Below are 22,404 nucleotides of genomic sequence, written 5' to 3' on the forward strand. Positions count from 1 at the left end.
GAATAATGGCGCCGTTGCTGGGAACGCGCGCGCGGACCGAGAGCGAGGCCCCGGCGCAATCCGCTCCGGCGCCCGTGCAACCGGCTCCGGCGCCGGTCTACAGCTCCGATGCTGCTCGGCTCGCGGCGGAGATCGAGGGCCTTGCGCCGGACAAGGCTGTTCAACTTCTTACGATCTTGAAGCGTGGGCTGGAGCCCCAATCCTCAGAATTCGAGCGCTATCTCTCCGCCGAGGCGCTGACGACAGCCATCTATCCGACGTTCAAATTCTCTGAGTTTGCCCGGATATTCCTTGAGGATGAGACATTCCTTGCCTACTACATGCGGTTCATGGACGTAGGTAATTGGCATTCGCTTGATCGCAAATATGCGATGAACGAGTTGCTGAAGCTCGTGCTACATCTCGACGGGGATGCCGCCGAATGCGGCACGTACAAGGGCGCGACGGCTTACCTGCTGTGCCGGGCCTTCAGAAAAATGCCGATCTCCATTCATCTCTTCGACAGTTTCGAGGGATTGTCTGAGCCGACTTCCGTCGACGGCACCTACTGGCGGAAGGGCTCTCTGACCGCGGCCGAAGATGAGTTGAGGCAGAGCTTGCGAGAGTTCGACAACTATCGGATCTACAAGGGCTGGATCCCCACACGATTTGTAGAGGCGGCCGACTGCCGGTTTCGCTTTGTGCACATCGATGTCGATCTCTACCAGCCTACGCTCGACTCGCTGCAGTTCTTTTATCCTCGCATGGTTGCGGGCGGCATTATCCTGCTCGACGACCACGGGTTCAAATCATGCCCGGGTGCGAAACAGGCAGCTGACGCATTCTTCGAATCGAAGGCCGAGAACCTCGCGCTCTTGCCAACCGGACAGGCCTTCACGATTAAGCAGTAGGATGGAGCTTAGCTGCTTCGTTCAATGATAAGAAAGCTCTGAGATGGCTGCGGAACGCTTGAAGTGGACTCCTGAACTGGTCAATCGGTTCTGGGACAATGTGGGGCAGACCCGGCTGACCGAACTCAGTTTCGCAAAGCTTGGGGGTCGTAGCGTCATTACGGCTATCGATCACATCCTTCCGAAGCACGGGCGCATTCTCGATTTCGGTGCCGGCGACGGTCACCTTCTTCGCTTCATGGCCCAGCGGGGCCTTACCGTGGCGGGATACGAGCCGTCGAAAGGGCGCGCGGCAAATCTGCAGCGTGTGCTGGAGAATTTCGACGGATTCTTGGGCGTCGTGGGCGATGACTCGGCGGAGACCTTTGATGTCGTGATCATGTCCGAGGTCATCGAGCACGTCCTGGACGAAGTCCTGGATGCCACGCTCGACCGTCTGGCGCGTTTTGTGCGCCCCGGCGGGATGTTGGTCATCACAACCCCTAACAACGAAGACCTCGATCTGGACATGGCGTATTGCCCGGTGAGCAATTTGCTATTCCACCGTTGGCAGCACGTACGCTCACTCGATCAATCGTCGCTGAAGACGCTTCTCTCGCGATTTGGTTTCGATGAAGTGGTGACGCACCAGGTCGGATTCGACGACAACATCTTTGTCCCGCATGATGCCTTCTGGAGCGGAAAGCCTATCGTTGATCCGCTGCCGGATTGGCTTGAGAACATACGCCAGAACAAGCCAAGTCAGGCTGGGGCAGGGAACCGACTTCTGTACATCGGGCAGAAGGGGCGCGCGACGGATTATGGGAAGCAATTGACGACGTTTCAGACTCTTGCCGCTCAGGCGATGTCGAAGGTGCCGGCGGCAAAGTCGTTGCCGGATCGCGGTGGAATATTGATGATCATTGGTTCGTTGGGCCCGGGGGGCGCTGAACGGCAGATGGTCGCCTTGGTCGAACAGATCGTATCGCGCGGGGTGGATTCAGTTGCGGTGGCGCTGGTCCATCCTCCTGCGACGGAGCGCGAGAATTTCTTTCGAGCTCGGCTGCAGAAGGCGGGCGTCAGGATCATTGTTGGCTTATCTGCCGCAAAGTCTCCGGCTGGATCCGACAAGATACCGAATCCTGATCCCTTCGAAGTGTTGCCGTCCGAGCTCGCTGACGTAAGGACCTACTACGACCTTCTCGCGGACGTGAATCCTGAGACAGTGTATCTCTGGATGGACGAAGTTTGCATCAAGGGAGGCATTGCGGCGACCGTACTGCAGATTCCCCGAATATTGCTCTGTTTCCGGAATATGCCATCCTACCATTTCCCTTACTATCACGGATACCATCGTGATTGTTATCGGTTCCTGGCAAAGCAACCGAGCCTGCAGATGCTCAATAACAGCCAAGCCGGTGCGCGAGCGTATGCCGAGTGGCTGGAGCTCCCTGAGGGAGCGATCAAGGTCGTGCACAACGGAATTGACCTCGACAATGATGCCCAAACAGCGGTCTTGAGAAGACAGTACCGCGCCACGTTGGGGATCGATGAGAAGACGCTGATCGTTGGTGGCGTTTTCAGAATGATGACGGAGAAGCGTCCGTTCCTTTGGCTCGATGTCGCTGCGATGATACGCGAGAAGATGCCGAATGTGCGCTTCCTGCTGGTGGGCAATGGCGCGCGGTTCGATGATGTTCGCGCTCGCGCCGAACAGCTTGGGCTGACCGGCGCATTGACATTTACGAATCTGCAACTGCGTCCCGCCGCCGCAATCGCAGCGATGGATCTTTTCTTTCTGGCGTCCCGTATCGAGGGTTTTCCAAACGTTATTCTCGAAGCTCAGGCACTTGGGGTTCCCGTAGCTACGACCTCTGCCGGAGGTGCTCCCGAGGCGGTGCTGGATGGCAAGACGGGGCAGATATTCAAGCCCGATGCAACGGCGCGGGTTATGGCTGATACGATCGTTGACTTGCTCGGCAATTTGCGCTGGAGAAAAAAAGCTGCGCAACTGGCCCCGGAGCACGTCAAGACATCCTTCAGCGTAAAGCTCATGGCCGACGGGATGCTTGCCGCTCGTGCTGGAATTGCCGTCCGTTCGGCAGTTGATGGCGAGATTGTTGAGGCCGCGAGTCCGCCGGCCTATCCTGCTGCAGAGAAGGCAGATGAACCGCAACGATCTTGGGCGCTGCAGTGGTTTACGGCCAAACTCCCGTCCTGGATCTATCGATCGTGAGCGAGCAAATGGGTTGATGGTGGTGCCGAACCCGTCGTGCCTGTCAGGCAGGATCGGGCAAGTCATGATCGCGGGATGTGAACGAAGGCCTGCCAGGCCGTTTGTCTAGGGGGCAAAGAACGTGGGCCAGGAGGAACAAACGAAGGGCAATGCTGCATGGAGGCCGCCGGAGCGGACCGTTTCCATGTTTGCAGCAGGTCCAAAATTCGTGGCGAGGACATTCCTAAAGGCGATTCGTCGCAGTCTGCCACACCGCACTTTTGCATTTATCAGGCGGTACCCGCTGCGCCGGCCTCCATCCGTCACGTTCAAGAATGTGTATTTATTCGCTTGGTCGAAGATGGCCCGCTGTCGGCCCTTGTTGGCGCGTAATCCGGCGGAACTCAGCATCGCAGAGCGTGTTGAGCGTCGAATCCTCAAGTTCGTCCTGGCGATGCCCGATGGAGGGCATCGTCGCGCGCTAAGGCAGTTCACTGCCCAGTTGAAACGGCACGGTATCTTGGGCGCAAGGAACTCGGTTGCGCGGCAGCGCGGCGTGACGATGATGATTGGAACGCTTGGTCCAGGTGGTGCAGAGCGCCAGCTGGTGGTCACGGCGCGGGGGCTTCGTGATGGCAGGAAGCCAAACATCCGCGTTGCGTGCGTCAACCTATCCACGCCGATCAGCCGGTTCTTCCTGCCGGAGCTGGAGTCCAGGGATATTGCAGCCAGTGTCATCGGCGCTGAAGTCGACAGCAACCTCGATCCAGCGCTGCGGGCCGTCGTTGATACCTTGCCGCCGGAATTGCGGGACGACGTGGCTCTTTATGCCAAGACATTGGCGGCGCAACAGCCCGAGATTGCTCATCTGTGGCTCGACGAAGTCAACATCAAGGGGGGCATCGCAGCGGTGCTGATGGGCGTTCCAAAGATCATCATCTCGCAACGCAGTCTGCCGCCGATCAATTTCGTTTTTCATCAGCCCTACATGCGTGAAAGCTACCGGTGGCTCGCGCGTCAGCCGGGAGTCAAGATGATCAACAACAGCGCGGCCGGTGCGAGGGCCTACGAGGCGTGGCTTGGATTGACCAGGAACTCGATCGGCGTTGTTCGCAACGGGTATGCTTTTGATGAGTCCGAGCTGGCGGGGTACAAGGCGGATTGTATCAAGCTCCGACAGCGTGTCGGGATTGAACCCGGCGCGTTGGTTGTGGGGACCGTGATGCGCTTCACGGAGGAAAAGTGCCCCATTTTGTGGCTAGAGATAGCAGCGCTCATCCGCCGAGATCTGCCCGGAGTGCGTTTTCTGATCGTTGGAGATGGACCTCTGCGCGCGGCCATGGAGGCTCGGGCTGCTGCCGAAGATTTGGCGGGGGCTGTATTTTTCGCGGGACATCTGAAGGAGTCAATGGCCGCTATTGCCAGCATGGATCTGATGCTTCTGACCTCCCGTGCGGAGGGGCTTCCGAACGTTTTGGTCGAAGCGCAGTTCCTGGGTGTACCCGCAGTGACGACGCCGGCCGGCGGCGCACCAGAGGCTGTCAATCACGGCAAGTCAGGCTGGGTTCTTCAGGGCTGGGACGCGGCATCGAGTGCTTGCCAAATCGTGCGCCTTTTGCGAGATGGCCCTTGGCTAGAAGCCGCGGCGAAAGATGGTCCTGAGTTCGCGTTTAAGCGCTTCGGGGTTCAGCGTGCGATCGATGAAACGCTCGCGGTGTATGGTTAAACGCATTCCAGAGGACAATTTTATGGACCAGAGAGAAGAGAAGCGCTTCGAGTTCGGAAGGAATTGGCACGACTTCATTCAGAAGAATTTTGACGCGGAGAAGGTTCAGACTTCGAAGCGTCACATCCTTCAGTTTATGGGACGTTCCAGTCTCGATGGGCTGTCCATTCTCGATATTGGCTGTGGCAGCGGTTTGCATTCGGTCGCCATGCTAGATGCAGGCGCCGCTCGGGTCGACGGTTTTGACTATGATGCGGATTCAGTCCGGGCCAGCAAATTTGTGCAGTCGCAAGTGGGCAACCCCGCCAATTGGACCGCGGAGCAGGGATCGGTTCTCGACGATGCGTACGTCGCCAAATTGCCTCTCTACGATCTGGTGTATTCGTGGGGCGTGCTGCATCACACGGGTGAAGTCTGGCATGCGATACAAAATGCGGCCAGCCGTGTGAAGCCTGGCGGACTGTTCTACATCGCACTCTACTCGGCCGACGTGCAAAAGGACCCGACACCGGAATTCTGGCTTGATGTGAAGCGCCGATACGTTGCTTCCGGTTGGTTGCAGCGCAGGCTCATGGACGGTTGGTACATCTGGCGTTTCGAGATGTACAAGGATCCGCGCAACTTGCCGGCGTTCATACGGCGGGTGCGAGAATACAAGAAAATGCGCGGCATGAACAAGTTTACCGACATCCGCGATTGGCTTGGCGGCTGGCCCATGGAGTTCGTTTACGACAAGGACGCCACCGATTTCGTCGAGAAGCTGGGCTTCAAACTCGAGAAGATCGCGACCGGCGAAGCCAATACTGAGTTCCTGTTCGTTAGGAATGCATAGCGGGGGCGGTGCAACGTCCCTGCCGCCATGGGATCGCGACGGCACACGCGCGGTCGCGGCGAGGCTGTCATCGATTTCTAGGCAATGAGCCCACGCCCGATCATATACGTGATAGGCTCCCTCGATGTCGGGGGAGCCGAACGGCATCTGACGGAAATCATCCCGAGGCTGGATCGCGCCCGATGGAAGCCCATAGTTTGTTGCCTGACTGAAAGAGGCAAGCTCGCGGACGGTCTGGAGGCGGCCGGCTTCGAGGTGATAGCCTGTCCGGCCGTGCGACGTTCCGGCGGCGTATCACGGATAAGAAGCCTCGCGCGTCTCGCTGAGACAGTGTACTGGCTTTCCCGAGTCATGCGCCGATTTCGGCCAGCGATCGCTCATTTCTTTTTGCCTGGGGCCTACATCCTGGGAGCGCCGGCGTCGATCCTGGCCCGCGTTCCCGTTCGGATCATGAGTCGGCGAAGCCTCAACTACTATCAGCGCAACATGCGCTTTGGCCCCGCGATTGAGGCTAGGCTGCATCGCTACATGACGGCCATTCTCGGAAATTCGAACAGCGTTGTGCGTCAACTGCACGATGACGAAAATGTCCGGGCAGATCGGCTGGGCCTGATCTACAACGGGATCGATTTCGCCAACTATCAGAAGTCTTCGACGGTCCGGCAGAGCATGCGTACGTCCCTCAGGATCGATCAGGACGCCCTTGTTTTCGTCATTGTGGCAAACCTGATCCCCTACAAAGGGCATCAGGACCTGCTCGTGGCCTTCTCGATGGCTTGCGCCCGCTTGCCCGCCGGCTGGAGACTATTGGTGGTGGGGCGAGACGACGGCATCGGCGGGAAGCTGCGCGAACAAGCGGCGAACCTGAAAATCGCGGATAACGTGCTCTTTCTCGGTTCGAGAAGCGACGTGCCCGATCTTCTGTGTGGGGCGGACGTCAGTGTTCTGTCCTCGCACGAGGAGGGGTTCTCGAACGCTGTCCTCGAGAGCATGGCGGCCGGGCTTCCGGTGATCGCGACGGACGTTGGGGGAAACCCCGAGGCGAATATCGACGGAGAAACCGGGTTCATTGTGCCGCCGCGTGATCCCAAGGCGATGAGCGAGGCGATCCTTCGCCTCTCGGCGGACGGGGCATTGCGCGCCAGGATGGGCACGAAGGCGGCAGACCGGGCCCAAGAGAACTTCAGCCTGGATGCTTGTGTGTCGCGCTACGAGGATCTTTATCGCGGTTTGCTGGAGGGCAAGCGTCCGGGCGAGATCCCGAGCATCGGGCTTTCGAAGTGATCTAGCCCCAGCGTTCACGCCAGGCTTCAAACATCAGGACGTCCCACAGCGCGTACTGCCAATTGCGCTTGCGCGACAGGTGCTCGGTCCAGTGCCGGCGAATAAGTGCGACGTCGAAGAAATCCGTCTCGCGCAACCGCTTCTCCGAGAGCAGATTTTCCGCCCATTGCCGCAACGGGCCGCGCAACCACTCGTCGAGTGGAACTGAGAAGCCCATCTTTGGACGCTCGATGAGATGTCTCGGAACGTGACGATACAGAACCTGACGCAACAACCATTTGCTGACGCCGCGCCGGATCTTGACGGAGTGCGGCAGCCGCCAGGCCATTTCGACAACGCGGTGATCGAGAAGCGGCACTCTCACTTCAAGCGCGACCGCCATGCTCGCACGATCGACCTTCGTCAAGATATCGTCGGGAAGATACGTCACCGAGTCGAGGAATTGCATTCGATCGAGCAAATTCGGAAAGTCCGCTCCTACCGAGCTATCCCACAGGAGTCCACGAGCTTCCGCCACGCCAGGCGCGATACGAGCCGGGTCCCAATGGCTGATCAGCTTCCTGTACAGTTCGTCGGCGTCGTTCAACCCGAGCACGTTCGCGAATTTATTGATCTTGTCGCCGGGCAGCCGTGGATAGCTATGCTCCGGAAGGTAGTCGAAAATGGCGTCCCATCGCTCCGAGCTGACCGAAGTGAGGCTCGCCGCAAATGCCTTTCGCAGGGAGGCCGGCACCAGCGAAAGCATCCTCCAGGAACGCCGGGTCAGCTGATATCGGTTATAGCCTGAGAACAGTTCGTCACCGCCATCGCCGGAAAGAGCGACGGTGACGTGCTTGCGGGTCATTGCCGAAACCAGGTAGGTCGGAATCTGCGACGAGTCGGCGAACGGCTCGTCGAAAATTTCGGAAAGCTTCGGCACGACTTCAAGCGCTTGCTGCGAAGTGACGATGAGTTCGGTGTGGTCCGTCCCGAGATGCCTGGCGATCGCAGCGGCGTGAGGCGCCTCGTTAAAGGCTTTTTGTTCAAAGCCGATCGAGAACGTCTTTACCGGTCCTACATTTGCGGCCTTCATCAACGCGACGACGGTTGAAGAATCGATTCCGCCGGAAAGGAATGCGCCGAGCGGCACGTCCGCCATCGTGCGCTTGCGTACGGCATCGACAAGGAGCGCCTCGAGTTGTTCGATCAGCGATGCCTCGTTTCCGGTGAGCGGGTTGCTCAGCCCGTCGAGGGCCACTTGCCGGGCATCCCAGAATTTCTCGGTGCGTGGTTCGCGACCGAATTCCAGCGTCAGGATGGTTCCCGGCTCGAGTTTGTGGACATCCCGATAGATGGTGTGCGGAGCGGGGATGTAGTTATGACGCATGAACGAGGCGACCGCGGCCGGTTCGATCCGAGGTATCCACCCCGGATGCTGGCGAAGCGCCTTGAGCTCCGAGCCGAACATGAACAGTCCGCCGATCTTGGCCCAATAGATCGGCTTGATACCGAGACGATCGCGAATAAGCTTCAGGATTCGCAGTTGCCTGTCCCAGATCGCGATCGCAAACATTCCGATCAGTCGGTCGGCCGTCGCGCGGATTCCGTATCGGGCAAACGATTCGAGCAAGACCTCGGTGTCCGAGTGTCCGCGAAAACGATGACCGGTCGCTTCGATCTCGGCCCGGATCGGAAGGTGGCTGTAGACCTCGCCATTGTAGACGATCACGAAACGGCCGTCGGCCGAGTGCATCGGCTGGTGTCCGGCGGGCGAAAGATCGACGATCGACAGGCGGCGGTGAACGAGCGCAACACCAGCTTCGGCATCGACCCACACGCCGTGATCGTCGGGGCCGCGATGTTCCAGGCTGACGTCCATGTCGTCAGCGATGGATTTCAGCTGGTCAATCGATGTCCGACGGCTGGGGTCCGCGAGAAATCCGGCGATTCCACACATCGTGCCCTACAGGAAGGCTTGCAAATCGGTCGGTGGGCAGGGACCGAACCCGGGCAATTGCGGTTGCCGCGGCATGAGTTCACATCGCATCTGGACCACGGGAATAGGGCAATCGAAGGTTGACGGCCAGCCTCGGGCCCGAACCAATAGCAAGAAGATTATCTCGAGGAGAGCCGATCGAACAAAGCTGGCGACACCAGGACTGGGGGCGACAGAATTCAAGGACCGACGCATGTGGGTGTGTCGCAGGTGCCTCAAGGGGCCAGAGGCCGGAGCGGTTAGCTTACCTTGTTATTCTGTTTAGGTCGCGCTGGCAATAGCATAGGCTTTTTGCGGCAAAATCCTTGGAATTTTAAGGACTTTCGCTCTTGCCGCGCAAGCGGTAGGGCGGCTAAACAACCGGCGTCGACGATGAGCCTGGGTCGGAACTTTCTTGATGTCACATTCCCGAAAGATTGCAGTTATTGGATTGGGTTATGTCGGGCTTCCCGTTGCGGTTGCTTTCGCGCGCCAGGGTATTCCCGTCGTCGGTTTTGACGTGGACGCAAGCCGTGTCGCCGAGCTCAGCAAGGGGTATGACCGGACGCGTGAAGTCGACGCCGACGACCTTCGCCATGCTTCGCTGACGTTCAGCGTGGATGCCGCGGCGATCCGTAGCTCGGATTTTTTCATCGTCACCGTGCCCACGCCAATTGACGACGCGCATCGGCCGGATTTGGGGGCGATGATTGCCGCATCGCGCACCGTCGGAGGTGCACTCAAGAAAGGCGACATCATCGTCTACGAATCGACGGTGTATCCCGGCGCGATCGAAGAGGAATGTATTCCCATCGTGGCGGCGGTCTCGGATTTGCAGCCAGGCGTGGACTTCGCAGTCGGGTACTCTCCCGAGCGGATCAATCCCGGTGACAAGCTGCACCGTTTCGAGACGATCATGAAGGTCGTCTCCGCTCAGGATCCAAAAACGCTCGACGTCGTTGCTGATGTTTACGGGTCCGTCGTGACGGCTGGCATCCATCGCGCCCCTTCCATCAAGGTGGCCGAGGCTGCCAAGGTCATCGAGAACACGCAGCGAGATCTCAATATCGCGTTCATGAACGAGCTATCGCTGATCTTTCAGGTGCTGAATATCGATACCGGCGACGTCTTGGCGGCCGCGAGCACGAAATGGAATTTTCTGCCGTTTCAGCCCGGCCTCGTTGGTGGCCACTGCATCGGCGTCGACCCCTACTATCTGACTTTTCGTGCCGAGCGAGCGGGCTACCATCCAGAGGTGATTTTGGCCGGTCGCCGGATCAATGACGGCATGGGTCAGCGCATTGCCCGCGAATGTGTTCGAATGCTACTTCGCGGAAAGGGAAGGGGAGGCCGAGGCACTGTCACGGTGCTTGGCCTCACCTTTAAGGAGAATGTACCGGACACGCGGAACTCCCGCGTGGTCGACATCATTCGCGAGCTCGAGACATTCGGGATCCACGTGCAGGTGCACGACCCTCTCGCGAACGCGGAGGATGCAAAGCACGAGTACGGGCTAACGCTGACTGATCTGGATGCCTTGCGTCCGGCAGATGCGGTTATCTTGGCCGTGGCACATGATAGCTATCTTGCCGGAGGCTGGCCGCTCTTTCAGCGACTGTTGGATGGCGGCACGGGCCTCATCCTCGACGTCAAGGCGAAGCTCGACCGTGGCGTGAGGCCCGCCGGCATCGAGCTCTGGCGGCTATAGAAAGAATGGTTGGGAAAGCGATGTCGCACGATCCACCACTTGTCACCGGAGCTGCCGGGTTCATTGGCTTTCATGTCTCGCAGCGCCTCCTGGTGGCAGGCCGCAAGGTCATCGGCCTGGATATCGTCAACGACTATTACGATCCTCGACTGAAAGAAGCGCGTCTCGAAATCCTTAAGCGCCACCCGAACTTCACTTTTGTGAAGCTCGATTTGACTGACCGTGCGGGTATCAAGTCGCTCTTTGCCGAGTATCGCTTTCCTGTCGTTGTTCATCTCGCCGCCCAGGCTGGTGTGCGCTATTCGCTTGAGCATCCACATGCGTATGTGGATGCAAATCTGGAAGGCTTCATCAATATTCTTGAAGGGTGTCGCCACAATGGGTGCGGCCATTTGCTGTTTGCTTCATCGTCATCGGTCTATGGCAGCAATACGAAACTGCCCTTCTCGGTACATGACAATGTCGACCATCCCATCAGCCTGTACGCCGCGTCGAAGAAAGCTAATGAGCTGATGGCGCACTCCTATAGCCATCTGTACGGCATCCCTGCCACCGGACTGCGGTTCTTCACGGTCTATGGTCCCTGGGGTCGCCCGGACATGGCCATGTTCATTTTCGCAAAGGCGATTTTGAGTGGAACGCCGATCAAGCTCTTCAACAATGGCGACATGCGGCGTGACTTCACCTTTGTTGACGATATCGCCGAAGCGATTATTCGCCTCATGGAGCGTCCACCCCAGCGCAAATCAATCGCGCCGACGGCCGTGCCCGATCCTTCGAGCAGCAGGGCGCCCTGGAAGATCTACAATGTCGGAAACAATAACCCCGAGGAGCTCTTACACGTCGTTTCGGTGCTGGAGAAGGAACTCGGCCGGACAGCAATCAGAGAGCTGCTGCCGATGCAACCCGGCGATGTGCCGGCTACGTATGCCGATATCGAAGATCTGGCGCGAGACATCGGATTCCGCCCAGCGACGAGCATCGAGGATGGGATCGCGCGATTTATCAAGTGGTACCGCGAGTACCACAAGGTTTGAGGTCGGGCCGACACTCGCGGCTGGCCGCGGACCGAACTTGCTGCCGACTGCCCGGCGACGAACATGGCGGGATCGGTACGCGGTCCGCTGCCTGACCGGCGCAGGGCCTTGCTTTATCCCGGGTTTTCTGGGAAATGGAACGCTACCGTGCGGCTCGCAAGGCCGCTTGTTTCCTCGGCTCTTCGGCTGGTTGCGATGGCCGGTCACGAGACAAGACAGGGCCTTTGCATGATCAGATTTGGCCTGCTCGGCTGCGGGCGTATCGCGAAGCGTCATTCCGATCTCCTGGGTGGCAATCACATTGACGGAGCAAACCTTATTGCGGTGTGCGATCCGATCCGTGGGCGCGCTGATGCGGTTGCCGCAAAGTTCGGCGTTGCGGCCCATTACGAAATGGACGAGTTCCTGGCCCGCAAGGATATCGACGCGGTCGCCGTGCTGACGCCGAGCGGGCTGCATCCCGCGCATGTGATCGCCTGCGCGAGGGCCGGCAAGCACGTTGTGGTCGAGAAGCCGATGGCGCTGCGTCTGCAGGATGCCGACGACATGATCCGGGCCTGCGACGAGGCCGGCGTGAAGATGTTCATTGTCAAGCAGAACCGCTTCAACGTGCCGGTGGTCAAGGCGCGCGAGGCGCTCGACGCCGGCCGCTTCGGCAAGCTCATCCTGGGAACGGTCCGGGTGCGCTGGTGCCGAGACCAGGCCTATTACGATCAAGACGATTGGCGCGGCACCTGGGCCTATGACGGCGGCGTGCTGACCAATCAGGCGAGCCACCATGTCGATATGCTGGAGTGGTTCTTCGGCGACGTCGTGAGCGTGCATGCGCGCGCGGCGACGGCGCTGGCCAACATCGAAACCGAGGACACGGCCGTTGCAACGCTCAAGTTCCGCAACGGTGCGCTTGGAATCATCGAAGCGACGACCGCAGCGCGTCCGACCGATCTCGAGGGCTCGCTGTCGATCCTCGGTGAGAAGGGCACCGTCGAGATTTCCGGTTTCGCGGTCAACCAGATCCGGCACTGGCGCTTTGTCCACGAACTGCCGTGGGACAAGGACGTCGTGGACAGGTTCTCAGTCAACCCGCCCAACGTCTACGGCTTCGGCCATCAGGCCTACTATCATCACGTCGTCGATTGTCTGGAGAACCAGCGTGCTGCGCTTGTCGACGGACTCGAGGGCCGCAAGAGCCTGGAGCTGATCTCGGCCCTCTATGAGTCGATCGAGACCGGTGAGGAGGTGGCGCTGCGCTTCACGCCGCGGCTGAGCCGGCTGGGTGTCGTTTCGTGAACCGGGCGAACGTGCATCAGGCCAGTGTGCGCGATGTCGCTTTCGGCGAACGCGTCAAAATCGTCGAGCCCTGCAATCTCTATGGCTGCAAGCTCGGCGACGACTGCTTCGTCGGGCCGTTCACCGAAATCCAGAAGGGCGTTGTCGTCGGGGCGCGCACCCGCGTGCAGTCGCATGCCTTCGTGTGCGAGCTTGTCACCATCGGCGAGGACTGCTTCATCGGGCACGGCGTGATGTTCGTCAACGACACGTTCGCAACCGGCGGCCCGGCGCGTGGACGCAAGGAACTGTGGCGCGAGACCGTGATCGGCAACCGGGTGTCGATCGGCTCCAACGCCACCATCATGCCGGTCAGAATCGTCGACGACGTCGTCATCGGCGCAGGATCGGTTGTGACCAAGGACATCACGATATCAGGCACTTATGCCGGCAATCCGGCGCGCCGGCTGTTGGCGAGTCAATAGGGGACGATCGATGGGTGTGCCGTATGCCGACCTGCAACTGCAATATCAGTCGATCAAGTTTGAGATAGATGCGGCGATAGCTGCTGTGATCCGCGACAACGCCTTCATTCGCGGCAGCTATGTCGACGCCTTCGAGCGCGAATTCGCTGCGGCTGCGGAGGTCGCGCACTGCGTATCATGCGCCAACGGCACCGACGCGCTTTACCTCGCGATGCGAGCGCTGAAGGTGCAGCCGGGCGACCAGGTGATCACGACGGCGCATTCCTGGATCTCGACCGCGGCGATGATCACCCATGCCGGCGCCACTGTCGTCTTCTGCGATACCGATGACGCGACCTTCACGATCGATCCGGCGGCGGTCGAGGCGGCGATCACGCCGCGCACGGTCGGCATCATCCCGGTGCATCTGTACGGCCAGCCTGCGGACATGGACGCGATCATGGCGATCGCGCAGAAGCACAAGCTCTGGGTGATCGAGGACTGCGCCCAGGCCCATCTCGCGCGCTACAAGGGGCGCATGGTCGGCACCTTCGGCGAGGCGGCGACCTATTCATTCTATCCCGGCAAGAATCTCGGTGCGATGGGCGACGCCGGCGCGATCGTCACCAATGATGCGGCGCTCGCGGAGCAGATGGCTGTGCTAGCGCGGCATGGAGGCCTGGTGAAGCACCAGCACCATATTGAGGGCATTAACAGCCGGCTCGACGGCTTGCAGGCCGCAATCCTGTCGGCCAAGCTGTCGCATCTCGCCGCCTGGACCAAGGCGCGACAGGCCGCAGCCCACGTCTATGACGCCAGCCTCGACCAGATCGAGGGCGTTACGGTGCCCAAGGTCCCGCCGGCGCGCAGCCACGTCTATCACCTCTATACTATCAGGCATTCGCGCCGCGACGCGCTCGCCGCCCATCTCAACGCCAATGGCGTGCAGACCGCAATCAACTACCCCACGGCGTTGCCGTTCCTGCCGGCCTATGCGCGGTTTAACCACCGGCCGGAGCAGTTTCCCAACGCTCATCGCGATCAGGGCCGGATTCTCTCGCTGCCGATGTTCGCCGAGATCACGCGCCAGCAGCAGGACGAGGTAATCGATCTGGTTCGGAAGTTTTGATCGGATGGTGGCCGCGCGCAGGCCGCAAAGAGTCATTTTGGGGAGACCGAATTCGCGATTCCGGGTGGTCTGGCCATTAGACTTGAGCCGGGTCGGATGCTACAGACCGTCCCGATTTGGATCGCACCGTTTGCGCCTCGGGAGAAAATATGTTGCCTCAGGATTCGAAGCGGCGCGTGGCGTTGATCACAGGCATCACTGGGCAGGATGGCGCATATCTCGCCGAATATCTGCTCGGCCTCGGCTATACCGTGCATGGGATCAAGCGCAGGTCATCCTCGTTCAACACCGCGCGTGTCGATCACCTCTACCAGGACCCGCACGCCGGCAACGTGCCATTCCTGATGCACTATGGGGACATGACCGATTCCACCAATTTGATCCGGCTGATGCAGCAGATCCGGCCGACCGAGGTCTACAATCTCGCCGCCCAAAGCCACGTCCAGGTCAGTTTTGAGAGCCCGGAATACACTGCCAACGCCGATGCGGTCGGCGTGTTGCGCCTCTTAGAGGCTATTCGCATTCTTGGCTTGGAAAAGGAGACGCGATTCTACCAGGCATCGACGTCGGAGCTTTACGGACTCGTTCAGGAAGTGCCGCAGAAGGAGACCACTCCATTCTATCCGCGCTCGCCTTACGGTGTGGCGAAGCTGTACGGCTACTGGATCACGGTGAACTATCGGGAGGCCTATGGCATGTTCGCCAGCAACGGCATCCTGTTCAACCATGAGAGTCCGATCCGCGGCGAGACCTTCGTGACGCGGAAGATCACGCGTGGGATTGCCCGCATCGAAGTCGGCCTGGAGAGTAAGCTCTATCTCGGCAATCTCGATGCCAAGCGCGACTGGGGCCACGCCCGCGACTATGTCGAGGGCATGCACAAGATCCTGCAAGTGGACGAGCCCGGCGATTTCGTGCTCGCGACCGGCGAGACGCGCTCGGTCCGCGAATTCGTCGAAGTGGCGTTTGCGGAGGTCGGCCGCAGCATCGGATGGCGCGGCAAGGGCGTCGAGGAGGTCGGCATTGACGCAAAGAGCGGCAAGACGGTCGTGAAGATCGATCCGGCCTACTTCCGGCCGACCGAGGTCGACCTCCTGATTGGCGATGCGAGCAAGGCGCGTCAGGTCCTCGGCTGGAAGCCGAAGCGGACATTTGCTGAACTCGTCGAGGAGATGATGGCGAGCGATCTGGCGGAAGCAAAACGGGACGCGGCTCATAGCACCCGCAAAGTTTGAGCTAAAAGGCAAGAGCGTCTAAGTCGCCGGCCATCGGGGTATGGTCGGCAGCGCGTTGGTGCGCCGGCTGGCGCGGGAAGACGTCAAGCTCGTGACGGGGGAGCGGCGCGAGGTCGATCTCTGCAGCCGGGCTGCCGTGTTCGACTGGTTGCGAGGATGCAGCCGCAGGTCGTGTTCCTCGCCGCGGCAAAGGTCCGCGGCATTGTCGCCAATAACACGCTGCGCGCCGAGTTCATCTACGACATCATTGCGATCGCGGCGAACGTGATCCAGGCCGCGTGCCAGAATGGTGCCGAGAAGGTGATGTTTCTCGGCTCGTTCTGCATCTACCGAAGCTGGCCACTCAGCCGCTCCGCAGGATTCTGTGCTGACTGGTCCGCTGAAGCCGACCAACGAGCCCTATGCGATTCCAAGATCGCCGGCATCAAGAGGATGGAAGCCTATCGCAGCTAGTACGGCAGCGATTTCATCAGCGTGATGCAGACCAATCTCTACGGCCCGGGCGACAACTGAGCCGAGGCGAAGGCCGGGCGCGGAGAGCGTCACTGTCTGGGGCCCGGGACCCCGCGCTGCGAGTTCCTCTATGTCGAGGACATTGCGGATGCCTGCGTACACCTGATGAAAACCTATTCGAGTGCAGAGCGATCAATATCGGGACCGGCGAGAACGTAACCATCACCGAGTTCGCGCGCGTCGTGGCCGACGTCGTTGGCTACAGTGGCAAGATTCGTTTCGACACTTCACGCCCGGACGGCCTGAAGCACGCTTATGGGGCGTTCTTAGTAAGTCAGCCCAAGGTGTACTTGGGTCGTGACCGCGAGAACTGGAAATTCCTTCTGAACCCGTCCTTAAACCAGACCAATAGGCCTTCTGCATCCGCGGCGGCAAGCTCGCCTACCAGCCGCTCCCGACCGTGGGCATCGAGGACCGGACGCCGGTTCAAGACGCCTTGCCGGGCTTGGCATTCGATCTTGGTGCCCGGTTGTGACCCGGTTGCCACTGGAGACCCGGTAATCGCGTCCGGTGCATCCAGATCGTCGTCCCCCGCAATCCCGACCACTTGGATGGTCCGGTCGGCCGCGATTTCCTGGTGGCTGAGCGTTTTCGGCACAATGTCGAGGCTGCTCGCGAGCGATGCGTATCTAAACATCCGATTTTCTTCCCGCGGAAGGGGAGGTCGGATCATGGTGAGTGCCCTTTCCGGATTCGTCGATCCAGGGCTTGGTCAAGGTAGCGGCTATGGCGCCGATGCGCTCAAGGGAATGATGCGTGAGCGCCTATGGCAGACACAGCCTCGAAGCTAATGGCACCCAACTTGGAAGGCTTCCCGCTCAGCGCAAGTTGAGAGCCTCGCGCACAAAGGTCGCCAGATTGCCTTCCCGGAACAGCAACCCGCGGATGCCCGCGGCGCGCGCCGCCTCCAAGTCGCGCTCCTGATCGCCTATCAGGAAGCTCCTGTCGGTTGCGACGGGAAAGCGCTGCATCAGGTCGGTGATCATGCCTGGCCTGGGCTTGCGTCGGTAGCTGTCGCGACGATAGCGCTCGATGGGAGCCTCGGGATGGTCCGGACAGTACTCGAACGCATCGATATGCGCGCTGACCGCGGCGAGCTCCTCTGCCATCCAGCCGTGGAGGGTGTCTACATCGCTCTCCTCATAGAAGCCGCGGGCGACGCCGGATTGGTTGGTGACGACGAAGGCGAAATAGCCGGCCTCGTTCACCAGCCTGACTGCCTCGCGCGCGCCATCCATCCACTTGAACTTGGCGGCCTCGAAGAGGTAGCCCGGATCGTGGTTGAGGACTCCGTCGCGGTCGAAGAATACGGCCGGGCGAGTTGATGTCGTCATAGGTGCCCCAAGAGCTGTTCGCGGCCCTTGTTCACCGTTCCGCCGGCGGCTTGTCAAGGATGTCGTAAACACGCGCGACTGGCAGCGGCTCACCTCTCGTCCGCGATCACTTTGCCGTCGTTCGGCAGCACGCCGGGGCCGACCAGCTCGACGTTGCCGCCGAGCTTCGTCACGGCGCGCAAGCTGGCGGCGATCTCGTCGCGCAGCGCGTCGTTCGCGACCGCGGTTTCCGCCCTCAAGGTCATCGCATCGCTCTCGCCGTGCCGCGTGACGACGAGGCGTAGTCGTCCGAGCGCGGAATGGCGCTTGCCGATCTCGGCGATCTGCTCGGGGCGGATGAACATGCCCTTGACCTTGGTGGTCTGGTCGGCGCGACCCATCCAGCCTTTGATGCGCATGTTGGTGCGTCCGCACGGGCTGACGCCTGGCAGGGCCGCGGTGAGGTCGCCGAGCGCGAGCCGGATCCAGGGATGGTGCGGGTCGAGCGAGGTGACGACGATCTCGCCGACATCGCCCGGCGCAACCGGATTGCCGGTGCCGGGCTTGACGATTTCCAGGATCAAGTCCTCGTTGACGACCATGCCTTCGCGGGCTTCGGTCTCGAACGCGATGAGGCCGAGATCGGCGGTGCCGAACGTCTGGTAGGCGTCGATGCCGCGGGACTTGATCTCGGCCTGGAGCGAGGGCGGAAACGCCGCGCCCGAGACCAGGGCGCGCTTAATCGAGGAGATGTCACGGCCGGCGCTTGTTGCGGCGTCGAGCAGGATCTTCAGGAAATCCGGCGTGCCGCTGTAGCCGACCGGCCGGTAAGCCTCGATCAGCTCGAACTGCTGTTCGGTATTGCCGGGACCCGCCGGGATCACGGCGCAACCAAGCGCGCGTGCCGATGCGTCGAAGATGAAGCCGCCCGGGGTGAGGTGGTAGCTGAAGGTGTTGAGCACGATATCGTTCGGGCGGAACCCGGCTGCGAACAGCGCCCGTGCGCCGCGCCAGGGGTCGGCTTGGCGCCCCTCCGGCTCGAAAATGGGCCCAGGGGAGGTGAAAAGGCGGGCGAACGACCCCGGCGCGGCCGCCACAAGGCCGCCGAACGGCCTGGAAGCCTTGTGCAGGGCCGGCAGTTCTGACTTGCGCAGCACCGGCAGGCCTGCCAGCGCCTCTCTAGACCTCACTGAGGCGGGGTCGATGCCCCTCAGCCGCTCGGCATAGGCTGGAGCGGCCATCGCGCCGCGCAGGACCTCCGGGAGCCGGGAAAACAGCTCGGCCTCGCGCGCGCCCTGGTCGCGCGTTTCGAGGGCGTCGTAATGAGCGGTCATGGCTGATCTTTCCGGGTTGGGATGGTCCGTTGCACGCCGCCGCCGGCATCAGTATCAGACGGCCATTGGCGAGGCTTGAAGAGGACCCGATGGCCGACGAAGGAAGTATTGCGGCGGACGAGGCGGTGGACGTCGTCGCGCGCCTGAAGCGCCGCATGATCGAGCAGGCGCTGCCGCTGTGGTCGACCGTCGGCTGGGATCACGCCACGGGCGGTTTCATCGACCGGCTGCACCCGGATGGCACGGCGGACGCGGCCGCGCCGCGGCGCGTGTTCGTGCAGGCGCGCCAGGTCTATTGCTACGCCAAGGCCGCGCGGATGGGCTGGTACCCCGAGGGGCGAGCGATCGCGCTGAAGGGGCTGGAGCACCTGCTGGACAGAGCGAAGGCGCCCGACGGCCGGCCCGGCTATGTGCACCGGCTGACGCCGGAAGGGGCGGTGCTGGATGCCCGGCGCGATGCCTATGACCACGCCTTCATCCTGTTTGCGCTCGCGACGGTCTACGCCTTCGACCAGGATGCACAGGTGCGCGCCGAGATGGATGCGCTGCTCGCCTTCCTCGACGGCCATCTGCGCTCGCCGCATGGTGGCGTCCACGAAGGCCTTCCGGTCTCGCTGCCGCGCCGGCAGAACCCGCACATGCATCTGTTCGAGGCGATGATCGCCTGCTTCGAGGCGACCCACGATCTGTCGTTCCAGAACCGCGCCGGTGAGTTCTTTGCGCTGTTCCTGGCCAATCTCTATGACAAGCGCAAGTGCGTGCTCGGCGAGTATTTCGAGGAGGACTGGTCGAAGATCGAGCCGATCAGCGTCGAGCCGGGTCACCAGGCGGAATGGGTCTGGCTCCTGAAGGGTTTCGAACGCATCACGGGATGCCCGACCGCGCAGCGGCGCGCTGAACTGTTGGCGACCTCGCTGCGCTACCGCGACGAGGCCACGGGCTGCCTGATCGACGAGGGCGACGACGCCGGCAACATCCGCCGCAGCACGCGTCGGCTGTGGCCCCAGACCGAGATCGCGAAGGCGTGGATCGCGCAGGCAGAGTCCGGCGAGGCGGGCGCGGCGGATGAAGCGCGTGCAGCGCTGTTGCGGCTCGAACGGCATTATCTCAGCCATCCCGTGAAGGGCGGCTGGTACGATCAGTTCGACCGCGACGGCAAATCGCTGATCGACACCATTCCTGCATCGTCGTTCTATCATGTTCTCTGCGCAGTCACGGAAGCGGAACAGGTGCTGGAAAGTTAAAGCCAGCGCTTGCGCCGCTTGAAGCTCTTGAGGTTCTTGAAGCTCTTGCGCTGGTCGCCGGCGCCACCGAGGTAGAATTCCTTGACGTCCTCGTTGTCGCGCAGTTCGTCCGCGGTGCCGTCGAGCACGACCTTGCCTTGCTCCATGATATAGCCGTGGCTCGCCACCGAGAGTGCGGCGCGCGCGTTCTGCTCGACCAGCAGAATGGTGACGCCGAGGTCGCGGTTGATCTTCTGGATGATCGAGAACACCTCCTTCACCAGCAGCGGCGACAATCCCATGGACGGCTCGTCCATCAAGATCATTTTCGGGCGCGCCATCAGCGCGCGGCCGATCGCAAGCATCTGCTGCTCGCCGCCCGAGAGATAACCGGCAAGTCCGGTACGTTCCTTCAGGCGCGGGAAGTAGTTGAAGACCATGTCGAGGTCGGCATCGACCTCGCGATCCCTGCGGGTGAAGGCGCCGAGCCTGAGGTTCTCCAGCGAGGTCATGTCGGCGACGATGCGCCGGCCCTCCATCACCTGGAAGATGCCGCGGCGCACGATCTTGTCGGGATCGATGCCGTTAATGCGGTCGCCCTCGAACAGGATCTCGCCACGCGTGACCTCGCCGTCCTCGGTCTTGAGCAGCCCCGAGATCGCCTTCAGCGTCGTCGACTTGCCGGCGCCGTTGGCCCCTAGCAGCGCCACGATCGCGCCCTTGGGCACATCGAGGCTGAGGCCGCGTAGCACCAGGATGACGTCGTCATAGACGACCTCGATGTTGCGCACGCTGAGGAGGGCGGACGCAGGCACGATGCTGGGGTTGGGGCGCGTTGCTTCGGCGGTCTGGATCATGCAGTCTTCTCCGCTGTCGTCACCCGCGAAGGCGGGTGACCCAGTATTCCAGAGACGCCCAACGTTCCCGAGAGGTCGCGGCGTACTGGATCCCCCGACTTCGCGGGGGATGACAGTTGTGTGGGGGGCGAAAGCGGGGGCTCACCACCCCAGCAATTCCGGCTTGCGCGGCAATTCGACGGTCTTGACCTTCTCGAGCTTGATCGTGCCCTTGGCCATGAGGTCGTTGAGGTCGCCATCGGTCGGACCTGAGACCTTGGTGCGATACAGATCGACCTTCAACGTGCCGCGGTGGTCTTTGTCGGTCCAGGTCGAGGGATTACAGACGCCTTCCATCCCGGCCGGAACCCAGTCCTTCTTCTGGTAGAAGCCTTTGGCAACGTTCTCGCCCGTGGCGCCGCCGTTCTTGGCAGCCCAGTCGAGCGCTTCCTTCATGTACAGCGCTGAGCAGACGGCGGCGACGTAGTGTACGGGGCGATAGACCTTGCCGGTGGGATCGGACATCTTGGAGATCTCCATCAGGGTCTTCATGCCGGGCGCATCGCCGCCCCAGCTCACCGCGGTGCGCAAGGGGAAGATCACGCCATTGGCGGCATCGCCTGCAGTCTTGGCGGCGTTCTCGTCCATGCCCCAGACGTTGCCGAGGAACTGGATCTCGACGCCCGCGGTCTTGCAGGCCTTCATCACTGAGATGTTGGAGGCCGCGGTGTTGCCGAGATAAGCGTAGTTGGCGCCCGAAGATTTCAGGCTGAGGCACTGCGCGCTGTAGTCACCGGGTGCGAGCGCGAACACCAGCGGCGGCAGCACCTCGAAGCCGAGCTCCTGTGCCATGGCTTCGCCGGCGGCCTTCGGCGCGTTCGGATAGGGATGGTTGGCGCCCATGTGGACGAATTTCGGCTTGCCGGACTTGCCCTTGGTCTTCCAGTCCTCGGCCGCCCACATCAGCATCGCGCGTAGCGCGTCGGAATAGCTCGGGCCGTAAAAGAAATTGTAGGGAGCAGGCTTGGCCTTGCCGCTGACGCCTTCGGGATCGGTCAGCGCGGCGGCATAGGAACCGGACATGTCTGGAATCTTGTCCTGTGCGAGGAAGCCGGTCAGCGCCTCGGTGTCCGCGGTGCCCCAGCCCATGATCGCAGCGACCTTCGAGTCCGGCGCCGACCACTTCTTGTAGAGCGCGATCGCACGCGGCACCTGATAGCCATAATCGTTGGTGTCGACGTTGAGCTGCTTGCCACCGACGCCGCCGTTCTTGTTGACCCAGGCGAAGGTGTCGGCGACGGCCTGTCCATAGGGCGTGCCCACGTCGGAGGTGCCGCCGGAATAATCGGCGAGATGTCCGATCGCGATCTGTGCCTGCGCGCCTGCCGAGAATGCGGCGATCGCAAGCGCGAGCGATGCGGTGCTCAAAAGGGACTTCATCGTCATGGGTCGGTTCCTCCTGT

19 protein-coding genes and 1 pseudogene are annotated in these 22,404 nt (G+C 61.3%); 14 read left to right on the forward strand and 6 right to left on the reverse strand.

The window, feature by feature from the left end; genetic code table 11:
* The first annotated feature begins 5 nt into the window (after positions 1 to 5).
* The 5 genes from IVA92_RS31625 (at position 6) to IVA92_RS31645 (ending at position 6,926) form a co-directional block, all read left to right on the forward strand.
* Complete coding sequence (locus IVA92_RS31625; protein WP_247278786.1) at positions 6 to 890, forward strand: TylF/MycF/NovP-related O-methyltransferase; 885 nt, start codon at positions 6 to 8, stop codon at positions 888 to 890.
* Between the two features lie 43 nt (positions 891 to 933).
* Positions 934 to 3,105, forward strand: a complete 2,172-nt coding sequence (locus tag IVA92_RS31630; protein ID WP_247278785.1) for a glycosyltransferase — start codon at positions 934 to 936, stop codon at positions 3,103 to 3,105.
* Between the two features lie 184 nt (positions 3,106 to 3,289).
* Complete coding sequence (locus tag IVA92_RS31635) at positions 3,290 to 4,810, forward strand: glycosyltransferase (protein ID WP_247278784.1); 1,521 nt, start codon at positions 3,290 to 3,292, stop codon at positions 4,808 to 4,810.
* A 22-nt stretch (positions 4,811 to 4,832) separates the two neighbouring features.
* A complete protein-coding gene (locus tag IVA92_RS31640) occupies positions 4,833 to 5,642 on the forward strand; it encodes a class I SAM-dependent methyltransferase (RefSeq protein WP_247278783.1) in 810 nt (269 codons plus the stop codon).
* Between the two features lie 84 nt (positions 5,643 to 5,726).
* Positions 5,727 to 6,926, forward strand: a complete 1,200-nt coding sequence (locus IVA92_RS31645; protein ID WP_247278782.1) for a glycosyltransferase — start codon at positions 5,727 to 5,729, stop codon at positions 6,924 to 6,926.
* 1 nt (position 6,927) lies between these two features.
* Here IVA92_RS31645 and asnB read toward each other — a convergent pair whose 3' ends face one another.
* Entirely contained in the window at positions 6,928 to 8,862 is a 1,935-nt protein-coding gene (asnB, locus tag IVA92_RS31650) for an asparagine synthase (glutamine-hydrolyzing) (RefSeq protein ID WP_247278781.1), read from the reverse strand.
* Between the two features lie 436 nt (positions 8,863 to 9,298).
* Between asnB and IVA92_RS31655 the strand changes: the two genes are divergently transcribed.
* The 8 genes and pseudogenes from IVA92_RS31655 to IVA92_RS36195 all read left to right on the forward strand — a co-directional run bounded on the left by IVA92_RS31655 (position 9,299) and on the right by IVA92_RS36195 (position 16,394).
* On the forward strand, positions 9,299 to 10,588 hold the full coding sequence (locus IVA92_RS31655) for a nucleotide sugar dehydrogenase (protein WP_247278882.1): 1,290 nt from the start codon (positions 9,299 to 9,301) through the stop codon (positions 10,586 to 10,588).
* Positions 10,589 to 10,608: 20 nt separating this feature from the next.
* The gene (locus IVA92_RS31660) at positions 10,609 to 11,625 is read left to right on the forward strand and encodes an NAD-dependent epimerase (RefSeq protein ID WP_247278780.1); all 1,017 of its coding nucleotides are present in this window, start codon (positions 10,609 to 10,611) and stop codon (positions 11,623 to 11,625) included.
* Positions 11,626 to 11,853: 228 nt separating this feature from the next.
* Positions 11,854 to 12,915 carry a Gfo/Idh/MocA family oxidoreductase gene (locus IVA92_RS31665; protein WP_247278779.1) on the forward strand — a complete coding sequence of 354 codons (1,062 nt, stop codon included), beginning with the start codon at positions 11,854 to 11,856 and terminating at the stop codon, positions 12,913 to 12,915.
* The gene (locus tag IVA92_RS31670) at positions 12,912 to 13,379 is read left to right on the forward strand and encodes an acyltransferase (RefSeq protein ID WP_247278778.1); all 468 of its coding nucleotides are present in this window, start codon (positions 12,912 to 12,914) and stop codon (positions 13,377 to 13,379) included. Before IVA92_RS31665 ends, IVA92_RS31670 begins: the two co-directional genes overlap by 4 nt.
* A 10-nt stretch (positions 13,380 to 13,389) precedes the next feature.
* Entirely contained in the window at positions 13,390 to 14,487 is a 1,098-nt protein-coding gene (locus IVA92_RS31675; RefSeq protein ID WP_247278777.1) for a DegT/DnrJ/EryC1/StrS family aminotransferase, read from the forward strand.
* A 149-nt stretch (positions 14,488 to 14,636) separates the two neighbouring features.
* Entirely contained in the window at positions 14,637 to 15,722 is a 1,086-nt protein-coding gene (gmd, locus tag IVA92_RS31680; protein ID WP_247278776.1) for a GDP-mannose 4,6-dehydratase, read from the forward strand.
* A gap of 40 nt (positions 15,723 to 15,762) precedes the next feature.
* Positions 15,763 to 16,175 (forward strand): annotated as a pseudogene (locus IVA92_RS36190) (NAD-dependent epimerase/dehydratase family protein).
* 96 nt (positions 16,176 to 16,271) lie between these two features.
* Entirely contained in the window at positions 16,272 to 16,394 is a 123-nt protein-coding gene (locus IVA92_RS36195) for an NAD-dependent epimerase/dehydratase family protein (protein WP_346658135.1), read from the forward strand.
* A gap of 115 nt (positions 16,395 to 16,509) precedes the next feature.
* Here the strand turns inward: IVA92_RS36195 and IVA92_RS31690 are convergent, their stop codons facing one another.
* The 3 genes from IVA92_RS31690 to IVA92_RS31700 form a co-directional block, all read right to left on the reverse strand.
* Positions 16,510 to 16,872, reverse strand: a complete 363-nt coding sequence (locus tag IVA92_RS31690; RefSeq protein ID WP_247278894.1) for a hypothetical protein — start codon at positions 16,870 to 16,872, stop codon at positions 16,510 to 16,512.
* 181 nt (positions 16,873 to 17,053) lie between these two features.
* Positions 17,054 to 17,569, reverse strand: a complete 516-nt coding sequence (locus IVA92_RS31695; RefSeq protein WP_247278775.1) for an HAD family hydrolase — start codon at positions 17,567 to 17,569, stop codon at positions 17,054 to 17,056.
* An 89-nt stretch (positions 17,570 to 17,658) separates the two neighbouring features.
* Positions 17,659 to 18,882, reverse strand: a complete 1,224-nt coding sequence (locus IVA92_RS31700; RefSeq protein WP_247278774.1) for an AMP-binding protein — start codon at positions 18,880 to 18,882, stop codon at positions 17,659 to 17,661.
* A gap of 89 nt (positions 18,883 to 18,971) precedes the next feature.
* On the opposite strand from IVA92_RS31700, the gene IVA92_RS31705 reads away from it, so the two are divergent.
* On the forward strand, positions 18,972 to 20,126 hold the full coding sequence (locus IVA92_RS31705; RefSeq protein ID WP_247278773.1) for an AGE family epimerase/isomerase: 1,155 nt from the start codon (positions 18,972 to 18,974) through the stop codon (positions 20,124 to 20,126).
* Here the strand turns inward: IVA92_RS31705 and IVA92_RS31710 are convergent.
* Both IVA92_RS31710 and IVA92_RS31715 read right to left on the reverse strand, forming a co-directional pair.
* Complete coding sequence (locus IVA92_RS31710; protein ID WP_247278772.1) at positions 20,123 to 20,962, reverse strand: ABC transporter ATP-binding protein; 840 nt, start codon at positions 20,960 to 20,962, stop codon at positions 20,123 to 20,125. The genes IVA92_RS31705 and IVA92_RS31710 overlap by 4 nt on opposite strands.
* Before the next feature lie 141 nt (positions 20,963 to 21,103).
* Positions 21,104 to 22,387, reverse strand: coding sequence for an ABC transporter substrate-binding protein (locus IVA92_RS31715; protein WP_247278771.1), 1,284 nt, complete (start codon positions 22,385 to 22,387; stop codon positions 21,104 to 21,106).
* Positions 22,388 to 22,404: the final 17 nt, after the last annotated feature.

It is taken from the genome of Bradyrhizobium sp. 154 (genome assembly GCF_023073875.1).
Lineage (GTDB): Bacteria > Pseudomonadota > Alphaproteobacteria > Rhizobiales > Xanthobacteraceae > Bradyrhizobium.

What these genes read in the sequence shown, in the direction of transcription:
- IVA92_RS31655 (WP_247278882.1), top strand. Translation starts at nt 9,299, where the DNA reads ATGTCACATTCCCGAAAGATTGCAGTTATTGGATTGGGTTATGTCGGG.
- IVA92_RS31690 (WP_247278894.1), bottom strand. Translation starts at nt 16,872, where the DNA reads ATGTTTAGATACGCATCGCTCGCGAGCAGCCTCGACATTGTGCCGAAA.
- IVA92_RS31715 (WP_247278771.1), bottom strand. Translation starts at nt 22,387, where the DNA reads ATGACGATGAAGTCCCTTTTGAGCACCGCATCGCTCGCGCTTGCGATC.
- IVA92_RS31710 (WP_247278772.1), bottom strand. Translation starts at nt 20,962, where the DNA reads ATGATCCAGACCGCCGAAGCAACGCGCCCCAACCCCAGCATCGTGCCT.
- gmd (WP_247278776.1), top strand. Translation starts at nt 14,637, where the DNA reads ATGTTGCCTCAGGATTCGAAGCGGCGCGTGGCGTTGATCACAGGCATC.
- IVA92_RS31645 (WP_247278782.1), top strand. Translation starts at nt 5,727, where the DNA reads ATGAGCCCACGCCCGATCATATACGTGATAGGCTCCCTCGATGTCGGG.
- IVA92_RS31630 (WP_247278785.1), top strand. Translation starts at nt 934, where the DNA reads ATGGCTGCGGAACGCTTGAAGTGGACTCCTGAACTGGTCAATCGGTTC.
- IVA92_RS31675 (WP_247278777.1), top strand. Translation starts at nt 13,390, where the DNA reads ATGGGTGTGCCGTATGCCGACCTGCAACTGCAATATCAGTCGATCAAG.
- IVA92_RS31665 (WP_247278779.1), top strand. Translation starts at nt 11,854, where the DNA reads ATGATCAGATTTGGCCTGCTCGGCTGCGGGCGTATCGCGAAGCGTCAT.
- asnB (WP_247278781.1), bottom strand. Translation starts at nt 8,862, where the DNA reads ATGTGTGGAATCGCCGGATTTCTCGCGGACCCCAGCCGTCGGACATCG.
- IVA92_RS31625 (WP_247278786.1), top strand. Translation starts at nt 6, where the DNA reads ATGGCGCCGTTGCTGGGAACGCGCGCGCGGACCGAGAGCGAGGCCCCG.
- IVA92_RS31635 (WP_247278784.1), top strand. Translation starts at nt 3,290, where the DNA reads ATGTTTGCAGCAGGTCCAAAATTCGTGGCGAGGACATTCCTAAAGGCG.
- IVA92_RS31640 (WP_247278783.1), top strand. Translation starts at nt 4,833, where the DNA reads ATGGACCAGAGAGAAGAGAAGCGCTTCGAGTTCGGAAGGAATTGGCAC.
- IVA92_RS31695 (WP_247278775.1), bottom strand. Translation starts at nt 17,569, where the DNA reads ATGACGACATCAACTCGCCCGGCCGTATTCTTCGACCGCGACGGAGTC.
- IVA92_RS31700 (WP_247278774.1), bottom strand. Translation starts at nt 18,882, where the DNA reads ATGACCGCTCATTACGACGCCCTCGAAACGCGCGACCAGGGCGCGCGC.
- IVA92_RS31660 (WP_247278780.1), top strand. Translation starts at nt 10,609, where the DNA reads ATGTCGCACGATCCACCACTTGTCACCGGAGCTGCCGGGTTCATTGGC.
- IVA92_RS31705 (WP_247278773.1), top strand. Translation starts at nt 18,972, where the DNA reads ATGGCCGACGAAGGAAGTATTGCGGCGGACGAGGCGGTGGACGTCGTC.